Annotated in this window: 14 protein-coding genes; 11 read left to right on the top strand and 3 right to left on the bottom strand. The window is 46.8% G+C overall.

Going from position 1 to position 18,618, the window contains the following annotated elements; genetic code table 11:
* The first annotated feature begins 96 nt into the window (after window positions 1–96).
* The 7 genes from ACEW9O_RS02140 to ACEW9O_RS02110 all read left to right on the top strand — a co-directional run bounded on the left by ACEW9O_RS02140 (window position 97) and on the right by ACEW9O_RS02110 (window position 7,420).
* Window positions 97–420, top strand: coding sequence for a hypothetical protein (locus tag ACEW9O_RS02140; RefSeq protein ID WP_373548471.1), 324 nt, complete (start codon window positions 97–99; stop codon window positions 418–420).
* Between the two features lie 52 nt (window positions 421–472).
* Window positions 473–889, top strand: coding sequence for a hypothetical protein (locus ACEW9O_RS02135; RefSeq protein WP_373548470.1), 417 nt, complete (start codon window positions 473–475; stop codon window positions 887–889).
* An 85-nt stretch (window positions 890–974) separates the two neighbouring features.
* Window positions 975–1,421 carry a DUF5990 family protein gene (locus tag ACEW9O_RS02130; RefSeq protein ID WP_373548469.1) on the top strand — a complete coding sequence of 149 codons (447 nt, stop codon included), beginning with the start codon at window positions 975–977 and terminating at the stop codon, window positions 1,419–1,421.
* 221 nt (window positions 1,422–1,642) lie between these two features.
* Window positions 1,643–3,439, top strand: coding sequence for a serine hydrolase (locus tag ACEW9O_RS02125; RefSeq protein ID WP_373548468.1), 1,797 nt, complete (start codon window positions 1,643–1,645; stop codon window positions 3,437–3,439).
* A gap of 243 nt (window positions 3,440–3,682) precedes the next feature.
* Window positions 3,683–4,156 (top strand): hypothetical protein, encoded by a 474-nt coding sequence (locus tag ACEW9O_RS02120; protein WP_373548467.1) that lies wholly within the window; start codon window positions 3,683–3,685, stop codon window positions 4,154–4,156.
* Window positions 4,157–4,322: 166 nt separating this feature from the next.
* Complete coding sequence (locus ACEW9O_RS02115) at window positions 4,323–4,799, top strand: Dps family protein (protein WP_373548466.1); 477 nt, start codon at window positions 4,323–4,325, stop codon at window positions 4,797–4,799.
* 101 nt (window positions 4,800–4,900) lie between these two features.
* A complete protein-coding gene (locus ACEW9O_RS02110) occupies window positions 4,901–7,420 on the top strand; it encodes a cation-translocating P-type ATPase (protein WP_373548465.1) in 2,520 nt (839 codons plus the stop codon).
* Between the two features lie 46 nt (window positions 7,421–7,466).
* On the opposite strand, the gene ACEW9O_RS02105 is transcribed toward ACEW9O_RS02110, so the two are convergent.
* Window positions 7,467–9,242: a S41 family peptidase gene (locus ACEW9O_RS02105; RefSeq protein WP_373548464.1), complete on the bottom strand. Its 1,776-nt coding sequence runs from the start codon at window positions 9,240–9,242 to the stop codon at window positions 7,467–7,469.
* 150 nt (window positions 9,243–9,392) lie between these two features.
* Here ACEW9O_RS02105 and ACEW9O_RS02100 point away from each other — a divergent pair, with 150 nt between their 5' ends.
* The 4 genes from ACEW9O_RS02100 (at window position 9,393) to ACEW9O_RS02085 (ending at window position 14,706) form a co-directional block, all read left to right on the top strand.
* Window positions 9,393–9,950, top strand: a complete 558-nt coding sequence (locus ACEW9O_RS02100) for a DUF4256 domain-containing protein (protein WP_373548463.1) — start codon at window positions 9,393–9,395, stop codon at window positions 9,948–9,950.
* 78 nt (window positions 9,951–10,028) lie between these two features.
* Window positions 10,029–10,400, top strand: a complete 372-nt coding sequence (locus ACEW9O_RS02095; RefSeq protein ID WP_373548462.1) for a VOC family protein — start codon at window positions 10,029–10,031, stop codon at window positions 10,398–10,400.
* Window positions 10,401–10,403: 3 nt separating this feature from the next.
* Entirely contained in the window at window positions 10,404–11,168 is a 765-nt protein-coding gene (locus ACEW9O_RS02090; RefSeq protein ID WP_373548461.1) for a cyclopropane-fatty-acyl-phospholipid synthase family protein, read from the top strand.
* A 148-nt stretch (window positions 11,169–11,316) separates the two neighbouring features.
* On the top strand, window positions 11,317–14,706 hold the full coding sequence (locus ACEW9O_RS02085) for a HEAT repeat domain-containing protein (RefSeq protein ID WP_373548460.1): 3,390 nt from the start codon (window positions 11,317–11,319) through the stop codon (window positions 14,704–14,706).
* A gap of 290 nt (window positions 14,707–14,996) precedes the next feature.
* On the opposite strand, the gene ACEW9O_RS02080 is transcribed toward ACEW9O_RS02085, so the two are convergent.
* Both ACEW9O_RS02080 and ACEW9O_RS02075 read right to left on the bottom strand, forming a co-directional pair.
* The gene (locus ACEW9O_RS02080; protein ID WP_373548459.1) at window positions 14,997–17,372 is read right to left on the bottom strand and encodes an OmpA family protein; all 2,376 of its coding nucleotides are present in this window, start codon (window positions 17,370–17,372) and stop codon (window positions 14,997–14,999) included.
* A 29-nt stretch (window positions 17,373–17,401) separates the two neighbouring features.
* On the bottom strand, window positions 17,402–18,502 hold the full coding sequence (locus tag ACEW9O_RS02075; RefSeq protein WP_373548458.1) for a 2Fe-2S iron-sulfur cluster-binding protein: 1,101 nt from the start codon (window positions 18,500–18,502) through the stop codon (window positions 17,402–17,404).
* Window positions 18,503–18,618 lie beyond the last annotated feature (116 nt).

Here is an 18,618-nt window from a genome sequence, read left to right as displayed (position 1 = left end):
GCTTCAAGCCAGTTTTTTTTCGGAACTTCGTAAACTAACAGCACATTCTGGCAAAACTGTGCGACTATTTATCAAACCATTATCACATCCGTTATTATGAGACAACATTACGACAAATTACTTTCGCTTATTGACCAACTGCCACGACACAATTCCTCTCGCAGCGTAGGTGAGCTTTCAAATATTTTTTCAAATTATAAATCGATACTTAACTCCGTTAATCAGACCGATGATGATTACAAGCGCAACACAAATTCTTATTACACAGAGATAAGCAGAATCCAGTCCGATATTCAAGGAGCTCAAAATGGCAAGTCGCAAAAACAAAAAGACAAGGCGTTTTCTGATGCCATTAGCGGTCTACGGTTGGACATAGAAGCACTTGCTGATCTTATTAATACCCGGGAACAATTCGACTAAAAATACAATCCAGTTCTCCTCGATTGACGGCCCTTAATATTCCAACTCCCTCATGAAAGAAAAATTAAAAGGACACTACATTTACGGAGACCCCTACCCTGACGATATAAAAGGGACTTCGGTTCCTTTTGAAGTGGAGTGGACCTTAATCGATGGAATCATCAATGGTGTTTGTGTGGACGATGAAGGCAAAAAAGTATTTGACACCCCAGCAAGCATCCGTGGTTTCATTGACAATGACATCATCAGTTTCATTAAACAGTACCCCAAGTATTGGTACATAGACGAAACCGGTAAGGCTAAGGTATTCGATGAGTTGCCTGCGCCCGAAATCCATTATTACGGACTATTTATTGACAACCATTTTGAAGGCGATTGGACAATCACTGTGGAGTATGTATTGGAGAATGGAGAAATTGAGTACTATGATTGCACGGGCACTTGGGAATTGTTTAAACAGCAACTTTAATCGTAAATTTAGGTGTCGCAGGAGCCTGAAGAACAGAGCTAAAGTTTTAAATACAGGCAGAATTCTGCCTTTAACACCTAATAAAATGAATCAAGAACTACCCATAAGAATTATTTTGGAAAGTCCTCCCACGGGAGTTGACTTTGGAATTCAAAAAGGCAGTGGAAACAAATACGAAACAATTTTAAAGCAAAGATCAGGCAAGGAGGATTTGTGCTTTGAATTTAAAATTTCAATGAAAGAAAACCAGGCCTCTTTGCCTGATTTCAAAGGCCCGTATGTTCAAGGGCCATCAAGCGAACGTTTCATTTATGTTGACATTGGTACAGCTGCGGGTCAATTCGATTCGGTCTGGACTCGACGCTTGAAAGTCCCTCTGAGAGATATTTCAGCTGAAACAATCCAACAACTGTTGACTGATGCTTCCCTCGTGTTGGAAACGAAAGTCCCCGGAACAGGCAAAGACGGCGGCCCAAATTGTGCAACGGTAAAACCTTTCCCTGGCTGGCATTTGAGTCCAACGGGGCGATAAAAAAATAAGTGTTTCATTTTGCCAAAGGATTAGATGAGTAAACGGTTCATTTCAAGTTTCTTATCTAATCCTTTGGCTCCGAAAAAATGAAACACTTATTTTTGCCCCACTACAAAGGCATAACATCAAATAAAATTCATCCCAAAATCTCCCGCTTTCACAACTCCATAACACCTCCTCTCCCCAAATCCCCGTACGTTGTGGGTAAAATCATCCACACCATGAAAACCACTATTTTATCCATTGTTCTGTTGCTCTTTAGCGCAACTGTTTTTGCCCAAAGCACTTATTCTCCCGAAACCCTTGCCAAGATCAAGGAGGTAGAGAACAACATCACCGGCAACCTGGTCGTCAACGATGCCCGCCCCAACACCATCCTCGAACGGATGGCCAAATACAAGGTAAAAGGTTTGAGCATCGCCGTCATCCAGGATTACAAAGTAGCTTGGGCAAAAGGCTACGGCTGGGCGGACGAAGCCGAGAAAAGACCCGTCACACCCGAAACCTTATTTGAACCAGGTTCCATCAGCAAAACATTGAATGCCTTGGGCATTTTGAAACTGGCACAGGAGAAAAAAATCGACCTCTATGCAGACATCAATACCTACTTAAAATCCTGGAAATTCCCTTATGATTCCTTGTCAAAAGGTAAAAAAATAACCCTGGCAAATCTACTGAGCCACACCGGAGGGTTATCCACCCATGGTTTCCCGGGGCACAACATCAATGGCCCTACGCCCACGGTGTTTGAGGTATTGGATGGAAAAGCTCCGGCGGTTACACCTGCGGTGCGCAGTCTGTTTGAACCCGATTTGAAGTTTCAATATTCGGGTGGAGGCACCACCATTTCGCAAGTCATCCTTACCGACATCACCGGCCAAGCCTATGACACCTGGATGTACGAGAACGTGTTGAAGCCCATCGGGATGGTCAACAGTACTTACGCACAGCCGCCCTCCAAAGACAAACGACGCTTGTCTGCCTCCGCCTACCTCCCGGATGGCACCCCGATTGCGGGTAAATTCCACGTTTACCCCGAGCAGGCTGCGGCGGGTTTGTGGATGACCCCCAGCGATCTTTGCCAGTACATCATCGACATGCAGTTGGCCCAGCAAGGCAAAGCTTCCAAAGTGCTGAGCCCGGAGATGGTAAAACTGCACCTGACGCCTTACCACAACGAATCTGCGGCCATGGGTACCTTTATTATGGATCTTCAGGGTGCCAAGTATTTTGAACATGGTGCCGGGAATGACGGTTTTTGCGGCCAATTTTATGGCAGTCTCGAAGATGGTTACGGCGTGGCCATTTTTCTGAATAGTGAAAATGGAAGGTTGTTGTACGATGTGATTCAAAGTGTAGCCAAAGCCTACAACTGGAAGAATTTTTACCGCGAGCCACAGCGGAAAACCAGCATATCTGTTTCCGACGACGTTATAAAAACCTACGAAGGCCTTTATTTATTTGATGATTCATGGGCAGCTGTGGGTAAAAAAGACAACGAGTACCATTTTTTTACGGATGGCACCCATGCAAAAATGTATTATACCAGCCCCACTCGTTTTTTCAACGAAGAATTTCAGGCCGTAAAAGAATTTGTAAAAGACGATAAAGGAAACATCCTGGGTTACACCCGCACGGTAGGAGACAAGGAATTCCCGATAGCCAAAAAAATCGGCAACCTGGATACCCTCAAGTTGGCCAATCCATTTTTTAACCAAATTGGCTGGTATTTTTTTGAGCTTAAAAAATACCCGGAGTCCCTGGCCTATTTCAAGCGAGGAGTGCAATTGTACCCGGAAGACCTCAATATGGCGGGCAATATGGCGCATTTATACCTATTCAACAATGATTACAAAAGTGCCTTGGCCATTTACAAAGCGCATCAAAAGAATATGGTCAGGCCCGATTTGAGTTTTGAGAAATTGATGCAGGATGATTATACCTACTTCAAAGATCACAACTATGATGTGAAGCTGTTTGATAAAGTTTTTGCGGAGTTGAAGGTTAAAAAGCCGTAGGGGTACTAACCCTGAACTACCCGAGCCGCTATTTGCAGAAATGCCTAACTTTGTGGATTTAACCCAATCCCTGATCCTACCAAAGCGACATTTTTTTAACCACAAAGAGAAAAAAAGAGGACACAAAGCGAAGCGCCGTCAACGTCTAACTTTGTGTCCTTTGTGTCCTTGTTTTGTTCCTTTGTGATAATAAAAATGTCGCTTTGAGAAGTTTGAAAATCTGGGATCTTTTAATCCAAATTGATGAAAGCGGCCAGCGTAAAAGACTTAAAAAAAGAATTACAACAGCGATCAACTTTCGAGTTGGTCGCTTTGTGCTTGCGCTTGAGCAAGTTCAAAAAAGAGAACAAGGAGCTGCTCAGCTACCTGCTTTTTGAAGCCGACGATGAAGACACCTTCATTCGTCGGACTGAGGCGGAGATGCTGGAGCAGTTTTCAGCCATCAACACCAACTGGTCTCAAGTTGTCATCAAAAAAGGCGTGGTCAAAATCCTGCGTGGTGTAAAAACGACCATCCGCTATTCCACCAAGAAGGAAACAGAAGTGGAACTGTTGCTTTTCTTTTGTGCCCAAATGAAAGAGTTGCGCCCACCGATCAAGCGGATTCAGGTGCTCCATAACCTTTACGAACGGCAATTGGACCGGATTCGTAAGGTGATTCCGCTCCTGCATGAAGACTTGCAGCACGATTATACGGTGGAGTTGGAGCGCCTTTAATGGGAAAGCGCTCATCATTCTCCCACATCATTCCGATGGCTGATAATATCAGTGAATCATGTAATTCATTTCAGGAATTGTGTAAAGTCTTAGCTATTGGTTGGACGCATCTTTGTATCAGGTGAAAATGCATTCCCGCATCCACCAACGTAAACCAAATACAATCATGAAAACAGCAATAGGAATAACCGATACCAACCGGCAAGCAGTTGCCAATGAGCTGGCAAAAATTTTGGCAGATGAAACAGTACTTTACATCAAAACAAAAAACGCCCACTGGAACATTGAAGGTGCAGATTTTTATGATAAGCACAAGTTTTTTGAAAGTCAGTTTGGGCAATTGGACGATTTGATTGACGGTGTGGCCGAGCGTATTCGTTCAATCGGGCATTACGCACCAGCTACTTTAAAATCATATTTAAGTTTGACCCACCTAAGCGAACAGACCAGGGAACCCAACGACAGTCAAGGGTTTATCAAAGAATTGTTAGAAGACCACGAAAGTATCATCATCATTTTGCGCGAGCACATCAAAAGTTTTGCTAGTGAATTTCACGATTTGGGCTCTAGTGATTTCATAACCGGGCTCATGGAGAATCATGAAAAAATGGCTTGGTTTTTACGTTCTCATTTAAAAAATTGAACCTACGCTAAAGAAAAAGATAAAAATCACCTGGTCATCCCCAGCGGTGTATAAATTTACATCGACTGCTCAAAGAAGAGCCATCAAACAATGATCAGCCCATGCCCACCAACAATTACAATATCGCAGGCCTAAGCAGCAACCAGGTACTGGAAGCAAGGAAAAAATTTGGGACCAACCAATTGAACTACAAAAAGGAAAATGGCTTTTGGGACGCTTTAAAAAGTTTGGTCAAAGAGCCCATGCTCATTTTATTGTTGGTGGCGGCTTCCGTTTATTTCATCAGTGGAGATGCGGGCGATGGCTTCTTTATGGTGTTTGCCATCGTGTTGGTCGCTGCGATTTCCTTGTACCAGGATTCCCGCAGCCGGAATGCCCTCGAGAAACTAAAAAACTTCACCCAATCCAAATGCAAGGTCATCCGAAATGGCAATACCGAAGAAATCAACAGTGAAGATTTGGTGCAGGGGGATAGCCTGATCGTGGAAGAAGGAACCTCCATTGCCGCCGATGGCAGCATTGTACATTCCAATGACTTTTCGGCAAATGAATCCATCCTCACCGGCGAATCAATGTCGGTAAGCAAAGACAAAGACAGCGAAGATCATTTTGTGTACAAAGGCACCACCGTAGCCAGCGGCCTGGCCATTGTGACGATCACCGCCATTGGCAACGAAACCAAGTTGGGCAAAATTGGCAAAAGCCTGGAAAGCATTGAGGAGGAAAAGACCCCATTGGAGTTGCAGATCAACAATTTTGTAAAAAAAATGGTGCTGGTTGGGGCGGTGGTTTTTGTAGTGGTCTGGGCAATCAATTATTTTCAATCCCGTCAGTTGTTGGATAGTTTATTAAAATCGCTCACCCTGGCCATGAGTATTTTGCCCGAAGAAATTCCGGTGGCCTTCACCACTTTTATGGCCTTGGGGGCATGGCGTTTGATGAAGTTGGGCATTGTGGTCAAACAAATGAAAACCGTGGAAACCCTGGGCAGCGCCACCGTGATTTGTACCGACAAAACGGGCACCATCACCGAAAACAAAATGAGCCTGGCCAAACTGTTCCTGCTGGATTCCCAAAATACCACGGATGCCGAACACATCACCAACGATGCCGAAAAAGCACTGCTCCGGCTCGCCATGTGGGCCAGTGAACCCATCCCTTTTGACCCCATGGAAATTGCACTACACGAGGCGTACGCCAAAACCCATGGCGAAGATGAAAGGCCGCACTACAAGATGATTCATGAGTATCCATTGGATGGCAAGCCACCGATGATGACCCATTTGTTTGAAGACAAAGCTGGCCAGCGGATCATTGCCACCAAAGGTGCCCCGGAGGCCTTGATGAAGGTGAGCAATTTATCCGCCGAGGAAAAAAAACAAATTGAAGCAGCCATCAATGGTTTAGCGGTGGATGGTTACCGTTTATTGGCGGTTGCGGAAGCGGATTTTGCAGGCAATAATTTCCCGGCCACCCAGCAGGAATTCCAGTTCAACTTCAAGGGAATGGTGGCTTTTTACGATCCACCCAAAAAGAACATCAAAGCGGTACTCAAACACTTTTACAAAGCAGGAATCAGGGTCAAAATTGTTACTGGCGACAATGCCGCTACCACGACTGCCATCGCCAAACAAATTGGTTTTAAGGGCTACGAAAAAAGCATTACGGGTGAAGAACTGATGCAATTGTCGGAGGAAGCATTGAAAGCTACGGTGCTCGATACCCAGCTTTTTACCAGGATGTTTCCCGACGCAAAACTCAAAATCATCGAAGCGCTAAAGGCCCAACAGGAAATCGTAGCCATGACCGGCGACGGCGTGAATGACGGCCCGGCACTGAAAGCGGCCCACATTGGCATTGCGATGGGCAAAAAGGGAACCGAGATCGCCAAGCAAGCTGCTTCATTGATTTTGGTGAACGACGATTTTTCCAAAATGGTGGATGCGGTGGCCATGGGCCGAAAGATTTATACCAATTTGAAAAAGGCCATCCAGTACATCATTTCCATTCACATCCCCATCATCCTGACCGTGTTTATTCCACTGGTATTGGGCTGGATTTACCCCAATATTTTTACGCCAGTGCACATCATCTTCCTGGAGTTGATCATGGGGCCAACCTGCTCCATCATCTACGAAAACGAACCCATGGAAGCCAACACCATGAAGCAACCTCCCCGGCCATTCACCACTACTTTTTTCAATTGGAAAGAATTAACCACCAGCATCATCCAAGGCCTGTTCATCACCGCAGGAACTTTGTCTGCCTATCAATATGCCGCGTATCAGGGCTTCCCGGAATCTACCACCAGAACGATGGTTTTCACCGTGCTGGTCGCCGCCAATATTTTTCTCACCTTGGTCAACCGATCTTTCTACTATTCTGTGTTGACTACCTTGAAGTACAAGAACAACCTGGTGCCGCTCATCATTGGGGTCACCATTGCCATCACCGCCTTGTTGTTGTACGTGCCGCCATTTGCCAGCTTCTTTTTGTTTGCGCCATTGGATGGGGTTCAAATCGCCATCTGTATTGGTATTGGATTTTTATCGGTGATTTGGTATGAATTGATAAAATGGCGGAAGCGGATCAAAGACAAACATCCGGGGGCTGCTAAATGAGGATCAACAAGCCTAGTGCATTAACTCATAAGTTAATGCACTAGTTCTATTTTTTATGCATCAGCTTAATCGTGAACGCCTTAACCGCATCCACCTTGCTCAAATACTCATCGATGCTTTGGGTTACATAATGATCGGGCAAAATCCCCACCTCATCTGGCAACGAAGTTGCCGTAGATTCATGCGTATTGTTTGCCACGTAATACTCCAATTTCGTATTGGCAAGCCTGCATATTTTTTGGCCCGCCGAGCAAAACTGATTCGACCCCAGTTCTTCCCCCACAATGGTGCCCAACTTAAAAACTTTGACCAAAGACATGAAATGCCCCGTGGTAGACTGCCCATTCCCGTCCATCATAAAATAGCATTTTCCTTTAAAGCGGTTTTCAAAAGGAGCTACAACCCCTTCGCCATCAATTTTTTCGGTTTTTCCTTCAAATTCAGCCCTGGCATAATATTGGAAAGGTTTGTCCACCAAATACCTCAACAAATGAATGCTGGATTGTTGAGAACCGCCCCCATTAAACCGCACGTCTATGATCAGGTTTTTAATGCCTTTTTGATTGATTTCAACAAAGGTTTTGTCTATAAACGTGGTGAAAACGCTGAGGTTGTTCCAGGGGTAATAGTTGAATGAGGCAATCGTCAGAATGGCCGTTTTAGGATCGTCAGCCAACACTTCAAAGCACAAACCATTGTCACAACGTTGGATGGACGAATCATCATAAGGGTCTTTAAAAGTTGTGGCTTGGTGCAATACGATGGGGTCTTTTCCTCCTTGCACCGCTATAGTATACGTTTCTGGAAAATCCAGTGCATACGGGATCAATCCCGTAGACCACCAATTGAAATAATGCTTCTTGGTTGTCTCCGCATAACCTTGCGCAGGAATATGCTTGTAAATGCCACCGATGATTGTCGAAACTGCCACGCCGTTGATGCTCAGAATTTCGTCTTTGAGCTTCACCTTATCGGTATTGTTCAAGGGATCAATCACAAATAATTGATTGTTCACCCAACGGGTTTGCAGCGGGAACCTCAAGGAAAGGGGCAACATAGCATTTTCAGGATAAAAACCGCCCATCGTGGTATGCGAACAATGCACATTGGCAATGATTTCATTGCAATGCCAAGCGAATTCGCCGTAGGTGGTATGCGGGGTAATTAGGGCTTTTTTCGCTTCGATGGTTTTCCAGAATGCGTCTTTGGAAATGAATTTGAGCGCATTAGGGTGCACCGTTGTTAAGGTTTGGCCCAATTGATCCAAATCTGCTTTGTATTGCTCTGGCGTGAAAATTTTCACGAACCTTTCGGTGGGTTTTTCAGGCTTTTTATTGGGGTTTTTGATGCGTTCAATGTAGTCTTCCGCATTAAAGTTATCGGGATTGAGCGCGAGTGATTTTTTATAGTTGGTCAACGACATTGCGGTATCCCCAGTGCTCAGGTATCCTTCGCCTAAGCTATCATAGGCATTGGCGGAATTCGGGTATTCGGCCACAATCAGCTTAAATATGGCTACAGCCTCGCTCACTTTTTTATTCCACAGCAAGCCGTAGCCATACATGGTCAACTCATCTTCAACCCCAAAAGTATAGGCATCCGGGCTTTCTTTTTTTAATTGGTAGTAGAGTGCAACTCTTTGCTCAACGGGCTGTGAGTCAAATTCTTTCAGCTTTTGTACGATCGATGCTTTCACGGCTTTGACCTCACTCCCTTTGGAATCATCAACCACCGCGCCCGTATTCTTATTGAGCCCACAAGCGATGAGCAAACAACAACTTAAAACGATCAAACAAATGGCATTTGTACTAGTCTTAAACATAACTCTGTTTTTTCCAAAAGTAAACTGGCTTGTTCCGACTAGGTATTAATTCGTGTAAATTAATGTAAAGGAGATGTAAAACCTTATAAGTTGATGCAAAAAGGGCGTATATTTTCGTTTTGACTGCACACAAATGACAACACTATACTTATGCCGAAAGAATTGACACCAGAACAACGTGAAGCACTATTCAACACCCTGAAAGCCCGCTTTGAAAAAAATCCGAGCCGCCATCAAGGGCTTGACTGGGCACCCATACAAGCAAAGCTGGAAGCCAACCCTGAAAAACTGCGCTCGCTCTATGAAATGGAAGAAACTGGCGGCGAGCCGGATGTGGTTGGTTTGGATACCCAAACCGGCGAATACCTTTTTTACGATTGTTCAGCGGAAAGCCCCAAAGGCCGCAGAAGTATTTGTTACGACCACGAAGCCCTGGAATCCAGGAAAGAATACAAACCAGACAATAGCGCGGTGGAGATGGCCGCCGACATGGGCATTGAGCTCTTGAACGAAGTACAATACCGGGAGCTCCAGCAACTTGGAAAGTTCGATGCCAAAACATCGAGCTGGATCCTCACCCCTCCGGATATCCGAAAACTGGGTGGGGCTATCTTTGCCGATTTCCGTTTTGGTCATGTTTTTGTGTACCACAATGGGGCGGAGTCTTATTACGGTGCGAGGGGGTTTCGGGGGTGTTTGAGGGTTTAAGAGACTGGTTCAAAAGCCAACACAGTAGAACAAGCTACCCGGTAACAACATCGATTTTAAACAAAAAAAGAAAACAACATGAAATTAGGAGCATTTTCTTTAAGCCTTAGTGTCAAGGACATTAACGCTTCAAAGCAATTTTATGAGCACCTTGGCTTTGTCGTTTTTGGAGGTAGCATGGACAAAAATTACCTCATCATGAAAAATGAGCACACGCTCATTGGACTGTTTCAGGGCATGTTTGAAGGCAATATTTTAACTTTCAACCCGGGTTGGGACGAAAATGCCACTAACCTTGAAGCATTTGACGATGTCAGGGCAATCCAACGACAACTCAAAAATAAAGGCATTGCCGTAAACCCGGAAGCTGACGAAAATACTTCCGGCCCTGCCAGTATTATGGTAACTGACCCAGATGGGAATGTATTGCTGATTGACCAACATCGCTAAAACATGACCAACCAAGTAAACGACAATTGGTACGAAGATTTCTTCCAGGGGATCAATTGTGAACTTTGGGAGAATGCCATTCCTGCCGAGGTTACCAAACAAGAGGTCGACTTTTTGTTGAGTGAATTAAACGTACAAAAAGGGCAGCATATCCTCGACGTCCCCTGCGGCTTTGGCCGCCACGCCATAGAATTTTCAAACCAGGGCCTGAACGTCACCGCCATCGACATCTCCGAGACCTTCATGAGTGGGCTCAACTCAAAAATCCAATCAGAACAATTAAACATCACTGCGATTACGGGTGACATCCTAGTAACGGAAATCAAAGGAAAATTTTCAGGAGCAGTTTGTTTGGGCAATAGTTTTGGCTACTTCAACATGGATAAAATGAAGGTGTTTGTTGGAAAAGTGGCCTCCGCCCTTGAACCTGGCGCAAAATTCATCATTAATTCAGGCATGATTGCCGAGAGTATTTTACCCAACCTTTTGAAATATGCCGAAAACAGAATCTACAATGTTGGAGATATCAGCATGGAAGTCACCAATATTTATCACGTTGAGGACAGCTACATGGTAAGCAATTTGCTGCTTACCAAAGCAGGCAAAGCCGAGCAACACGCTTTTAAACACTATGTATTTACCCTTGCGGAAGTAAAAAGGCTTTTAAAATTATTTGGATTAAGCATCATTTCAACCTATGGTTCAGTCCAAAAAGAAGCCTATAAACTTGGTGATCCACAGGTTTACATTGTGGCTAAAAAAGACTAGATGAACGCCTTTCATCCCCAAAAGCCCTCCAACCAGCCCCCACCGCAGATTTTTGTCTTTTTTACAAGTATTCCCTCCTAAAATAGCCTCAAAATCTGCTAAATTTACCTCTCTTGCATCAGCTATCTATGTTCCAAACAATTTGACTATGGCATTCAGAAAAACCATTAGAAAGAAAATCCCCCTTTTGGGTGTACTCACGCTGTTGATCATTTCCTGCATGAAACTGCCGGATACCATCAGCGTACAAGAAACTTCGGCCAGAGCCCAACAAAAGGCCCTGGAGCTGAAGGATAAAACCACCATCAAACTAGCAGATGGGGTTCAACTCAGCCTGTGGGCTACCGACTCCCTGGCACCCGACCCGGTGGCGATGGACGTCGACCACCTCGGGCGTGTGTACCTGACCCGGACCAATCGCCAAAAAAACTCGGAGTTTGACATCCGGGGCCACCGCGATTGGATGACCGAGTCGATCGGCCTCCAAAGTGTTGAAGATCGGCGGGCATTTTTGCACAAAACCTTTGCCCCCGAGCGCAGCAAAGAAAACGAATGGCTCCAAGACCTCAACAGCGATGGTTCCCACGACTGGAAAGACCTGGCCGTTGAGCGCGACGAAATCTGGCGCCTGGAAGACACCGACGGAGATGGCATGGCCGATAAATCCACCCGCATCCTCAACGATTTTCACGATGAAGTCACCGACGTAGCGGGTGGTTTGATGGTCACCAGAGACAACCTCTACGTAGCCATTGCGCCCGACCTGTGGAAAATACAATACAAAAATGGCGTAGTAGGCAAAAAAACCTCCCTCGCCACTGGGTATGCCGTACACATCGGGTTTAGCGGCCACGGCATGTCGGGCGTAACCGAAGGCCCCGATGGGCGCATCTATTGGAACATTGGCGATATTGGCTCCAACGTCACCAGTGTAGATGGCAAAAAATGGCCCAATCCAAACTCTGGCACCATTGCCAGGGTCAATCCCGACGGCAGCGATTTTGAAATTTTTGCCACTGGTTTACGCAACACCCACGAATTTGCCTTTGACGAGTATGGCAACCTCATTTCTTCCGACAACGATGGTGACCACCCCGGCGAAAGTGAACGCCTGGTACACGTCGTGGAAGGTTCGGATGCGGGCTGGCGCTCCAACTGGCAGTACGGCAAATACACCGACCCCAAAAACAACCGCTACAACGTGTGGATGGAGGAGAAACTGTTCAAGCCCCGCTGGGAAGGCCAGGCTGCCTACATCATCCCTCCGATCATGAACTACCACAACGGCCCCACCGGGATGGTCTACAACCCCGGCACCGCTTTGGGCGCGGCCTGGAAAAACAAGTTTTTCCTCGTGGAATTCGTCGGTACACCCACCCGCTCGCCCATCTGGGCTTTTGACTTGAAGCCCAAGGGCGCTACTTTTGAATTAAAAAGTGAAACCAATCTGGTCAGCGGCATCCTGCCTACGGGCATTGAATTTGGTCCCGATGGCGCCTTGTACATTGCCGACTGGGTGAATGGTTGGGACACCAAAAACTATGGTCGCGTCTGGAAACTCGACGTCACTGCCGATAAAAACGACTTGGCTGATGAGCGCCGCGAAACCAAACGCCTCATGGAATTGGACTACAGTGACCAGGCAGCTGCTAAATTGTTGGAATTGCTGGGGTATAGCGACATGCGCATTCGCCAAAGAGCTCAATTTGAGTTGGTTCGCCGGGGCAGCAAGGGTTTGCCGATGTTGCAGCAAGCCATTGCGCAAAGGGAAAACCAATTGGCGCGTGTACACGGCATTTGGGGTGTAGGGCAGTTCGCTCGGGCCGATCAAAAGCAAGGTGCACAATTGTTGCCCCTGTTGAAAGACGCCGACTCAGAAATTATTGTACAGGCCATCAAGATGTTGGGCGATGCCAAAATCGCCGCAGCAGGCCCAGACTTGCTTCCACTCCTCAAGCATGAAAACCCTCGGGTTCGTTTTTACAGCGCCGAAGCCCTGGGGCAATTGGCCTATGCGCCAGCCGTTGAGCCTTTGATCGCACAGTTGAAAGACAACAACGATGAAGACCTGTACATTCGCCACGCTGCTGTATTGGCATTGTCACGCATTGGCCAAGCTGAGCCGATGATTGCACTGGCCAACAACCCAAGCAAGGCGCTGCGCACTGCGGCCGTCCTGGTTTTGAGAAAATTTAAAAGTGAAAAAGTTGCCCTCTTCCTGAATGACTCCGATGAGTACATTGTAACTGAAGCGGCCCGGGCCATCAACGACGATTTATCGATCCCCGCAGCACTGCCTGCATTGGCTGCTACCTTGAAGGAAAAACGGTTTACAGCTGAGCCACTCTTGCGTCGCGCTATCAATGCGGCCTTGCGCGTAGGCGGTGCCACTGAACTGGATCTCCTGATCGCTTTTGCGACCCGTACCGATATTGCCGACCTCATCAAAGCAGAAGCGCTGGCGACCATTGGTTCCTGGGGCAGCCCTTCGCTGACCGACCGGGTGGATGGCCGTTACCGGGGTAAACTGGAGCGGGATGCCAACCTGGCGCGGACGAAGATCAAACCTTTTGTCAACAGCTTCCTGGAACAAACCAATCCTGAAACCTTGATTGCGGTAGCAGGTATGTTGGCCAACCTGGAATTGAGTGACGCCAATGATGCACTGTCCAAAATTTACTACAACAACAGCAATGTCAAAGTGCGGGCTGCCGTACTGCCTGCCTTGAATCAGTTGAAATACAAAGAGATTGATACCGCCATCAAAGCGGGTATGGAAGATAAAGAAGAGAGTTTGCGCACCGTTGCACTGGGCTTGTTGAACAACAGCAATGTAACTAAAGCCAGTTTACCTGCCATCGTACAAGCCGTTTTTGGCAAGGGAAGTACCCGCGAACAACAGCAGTTGTTGGTCGTGATGGGTAAACTGGATTTGGCGAAAACGGAGCCTATTCTCGCTGATTTGGTCCAACAGATGGAAGACAAAAAATTGTCGCCCAACCTACGTCTGGAGCTAAAAGAAGCCATCGATGCAACGGGTTCCGCCAGTTTGAAGGCCAAAATGGCCGCCTTAAAACCAGGCACTACCCTGATGGATGATTTTGCGGAAGCATTGTACGGGGGCAACTGGGCCCAAGGGCGAAATATTTTTAACAACAATGCCACCGCGCAGTGTACCCGTTGCCATGCAGTACGTGGAGTAGGGGGTACCGCCGGGCCTTCGCTCACCGAAATTGGCAGTACACTGACCCGCGATCAACTTTTACAAGCCTTGATCGAGCCCAGTGCCAGACTTTCGCCGGGCTTTGGTACCGTAACCCTCAAGTTGAAAGATGGTCAGGAAATCTTCGGAACGCTGCTCAAAGAAACCGAAGAAGCGGTTACCTTGAACGTAACCAATGCCGAGCCGCTGGTGATTCCAGTGTCGCGCATTGCCTCCCGCGACAACACGCCATCGAGTATGCCTCCTGTGGGCGCATCCCTGTCCAAACGGGAGATTCGGGATTTGGTGGAGTATTTGGGGACGTTGAAAAAATAGAGCGATGGCTAAAATGTTTAGCTGAAAGCTATCATTTTATGTTTACGAACAGCGGCGCTAGCCGCGAAACGTCTGTAGCAAAGGGAACGGAGGGAGAATTTTAAGGTGCGTAGCACCGGAACCTCGTGATTGTTTCGGTGCTACGCACCTTAAGGCCTATGGGGGCCTGGATGCTACAGACGTTTCGCGGCTAACGCCGCTGGTCGTTTTAGTCTGGCTTTATAGCTATTTATAAACTTTTGCCTATTTAATTTGATAATACTTCGTCTCGGTCGTTGAGAGACTCAACTTCACTGATCAATAAACACAATCTCAATCCGCTGATTAGCCAGCCTTCCTGCCGGGGAACTATTGGTGGCGATGGGTTGCTCTTTACCGGAGCCTCGCGCCCTGATCCGCTCCATCGGCACCTGATCCAGTACCAACAAATCGGCAATTCTTTCTGCCCGGCGATTGGTCAGTTCCGTAGCGAAGTTGTAGGTACAATGGTTATTCGTATGCGCTACGATCTCGATGGCCAAATCGGGATTTTCCTTCAAAAAGGCCGACATGCGGTGTATTTCCGCGTAGGCCGAGGAATCCAATTCACTTTGATTAGGCAGGAATACGATGTTTTCCAACACAATGGTTTTTTCTACAATGGGGTCAAAAAGCTGGATGTCCTGTTCCAATTCATTGGCCGCAATGACCATGAGGGTATCCAACATCGTGGTTGATTCTGATGCCGGGCGGGTAGATGGCCGGTATTGAAACCCACGTTCGATCCGCAATTGACCCTCTATCTTGATGCGAATTTGCTGGTTCATTGCTGCGGATTGCGCCGCAAGCATCCGCATATCCAGGAGAGTTCGCAGGTAGTTCCGTACATCCGTTTTGATCTGGGTGGTCAGCTCGTTTTGATTTTTTTGCAAAATGTAATTGGAAATTTCACGGGAAACCTCCTCCTGCCATTCAAAACAAGGACTAAAAACCCCTTGCCACTTGGCCAAATCAGCTTCTGGCAACAACAACAAGGTTGGATTCTTTAGGATTTGTTCTTTTTGCTCCCTCCAGATGGCTCTTTCATCTGCTTTAACCTGTTTGTCTTTCCTTTTGACCTCTTCAGTCAACATTTGTAAAATGAGTGACTGAGCAGTGGCTGGCAAAATTTCCCAGCGTTGCTGGATTTCAATGAGGCGGACAAAATCTTCAAAAACGGTAGGAATAAAGGTTTCAATGGTGCTCGACGGGTCATTAAGTTTGGGTGACCCATCGTGAAATTTCAACAAGGCTTGCTGTTTTTGCGCTGCCGCATAGTCTTCGCGTAGTTTATTCAGCCCGGATTCCAAAGTTTTAAAACTAATGGAAGCCGTATCCTTCCACTGCTGCAAAATTGAAGTTACATACCGTTGGCGCTCTTTATTCAGGTTTTTGATGGCCACCAGGTTTTGATTATAAGCCAATTGTAGCGCTTCGATTTCTTCCTCTATTTGTCGATAAGTAGGGTTAGCTGCAAGCATGGCGTTCATCATTTCGTCGCTGTCTTCACGTTCAATAGCGGCGGGCCCTTTGCGCAGCAAGTTGTAGGTAGGCGAAAAAAACTGTCCGGACAGGGCGTTGACGGTCATCTCGGCATTGCGGGGCAAAAGCAACTGATATTTTCCTTGCAGGTTGCTGATGCCTTGCCTAAGTACCCGGGTATTGCGTTGGGGGTCAAAGTAGTTCAGGCTCACCGTAACATTGCTGGCCGGGTTTTTGGATTGCGGTAAATAGACTTGTCCTTTTATCAAAATCACGTCCTGAGCCCTTAAAGAACCAGGAATGTTGCCACTTAAAATCCGGGGGATTCTGGCCTCCGTTCGGGTCCACCAGGCCGTTTCTCCAATTACTGAGGTGTAAAAGCCCCATTCATCGTGTTCGGAATTAAAAGTTGAGCCCAGGTTGATGGGCGCACTCCAATCCGTCCAGGAATTGGCAGTCCGGCGACTCATGTACAAGTCCAGTCCTCCAAAACCTTTGTGACCGCTGGAAGAAAAATAGAGAGTTTGGCCATCTGCCGCCAAAAAAGCACTGCGCTCGTTCCCCGGGGTATTGATGATCGGCCCCAGGCTTTGCAGGTTTTTCCACAACAGCTCCCCTTCACGTTGAGCCACATAAATATCGCTTCGACGGCGGGTGCTATCCGGGTTGGTCAGGCACAACAATAAGGTTTGACCATCATTGCTGACAAAACCGTGCTGAATTTGAAAGGTCGAATCCCAAGGCTCAATCTGCATGGTTTGTGGCGTGGACCAACTGCGAAAACTAAGCTTTGACTGGGCGATGCTTTTTTTGCCCGCTTCGTCCTCTAACAACAAGTAGAGCTCATTTTCATCCAGATTGATGGCCAGGCACTGATCGTTTTGATCTGAATTGATGGGTATTCCGATATTGACGGGGCGACTCCATTGATTCTCACTCAAGTTTTGGCAAATCCAAATGTCAGCCAGATCGGATCGTCCGAAGTTGGCGTGGTTGCCTACTTCACTGTACAACAATAGGCTGCCATCAGGGCTCAATACCGGAGCATAATGGGGAAAGTTTTGCTGGTCATTAACCCCTATACGCCTGGTATCCTGCGCCTGTAGCCCGGATTGACCGAGCCACAGCCACAAGAATAGCGCCAGGATATAGGTGTAAAGAGGCATATACTGTTTTTTTGCACTTCAGAGCTTGTTTAAACATCATAGGTTATTTCCACCTCCGTGGAAGTAGGATGTGACTGACAAGTCAGGATAAATCCTTTGCTTACTTCCTCATCGTCCAATGCATAACAAGCATCCATTTTTACCGAACCTTTGAGCACCTTGGCCATACAACTCGAACAAGCGCCAGAAGTACAGGAATAAGGCGGATCGAGTTTTTGATCCAGCATTGCATCCAGAATGGTTTTGTTGGGTGCTACAGAAACGGTATGGGTCTGTCCATTGAGTATGGCAATGACCTGGGCGCCACTTACACCACTGACGTGGGGCGCATCGGGATCCAGATTGGAGGTAAAATGCTCAATGTGGATGTGTTTTTTATCAACGTTTTGTTGGTGTAAAGCGTGTTCCACCGAATTGATCATTGGGCCGGGCCCACAGATGTAATACTCGGCTTCGCGGGTATTGCTGGCGTTTTCCAACAAAAAACGATTGATCAAAGCGCTGTCAACCCGCCCTGTCAAACCTTCCCAGGAAACGCTACCTTTGGCAAAAAGCCCCGAAAGTCCTTTGGGCTTTTCCCGTTTGGGTTGGCTCAGGGTATGGGTCACGCTCAATTGGCCGTCGTAACGTTTTTGCAATTGTTCAAGCTGGTCGTAGAACAAAATCGACTCTTCGCTGCGGTTGCCATACAAGAGGTGTACCTTACTTTGGGGTTCTTCTTCCAGGATGGTTTTCAGGATGGCCATCAAGGGTGTGATGCCACTTCCTGCACCAAAGAGGTAGTACGTTTTGCGCTGGTCCCCATCAAGAGCAGGCGTAAAACGGCCATCGGGTTGCATGACCTCTACTTGTTCGCCTACTTTGAGTTTGTCGGCGATGTAATTAGAGACCAGACCCTTTTTTACCCTCTTTACCGTTACCGCAATATCGCTTTCCAAAGGGCTGCTGCACATGGAATACGCGCGGCGCACTTCTTTGCCATTGATGGAAAATTTCAAAGTAAGGTATTGGCCTGCTTTGTAAGCAAACTCAGATTTTATATCTTCGGGAATGCCAAATGCTACCGTAACGGCATCGGCAGTCTCCGGGCGGATTTCTTTCACCGTTAGGGTAAAAAATTTCTTGCTCATATCTTTGTTGTTGAGGAGTTGAAATGTTGAGAAGGTTGAGAGAGTTGAGAAGGTTGAGATGCAACCCCTTTTACTCAACCATCTCAACTCTCTCAACCTTCTCAACCCCCTCAACC

It is taken from the genome of Haliscomenobacter sp. (genome assembly GCF_041740695.1).
Taxonomy (GTDB): domain Bacteria; phylum Bacteroidota; class Bacteroidia; order Chitinophagales; family Saprospiraceae; genus Haliscomenobacter.
Note: the sequence above shows the minus strand (reverse complement) of the source record. Positions and strands in the feature narration are given on the sequence as shown.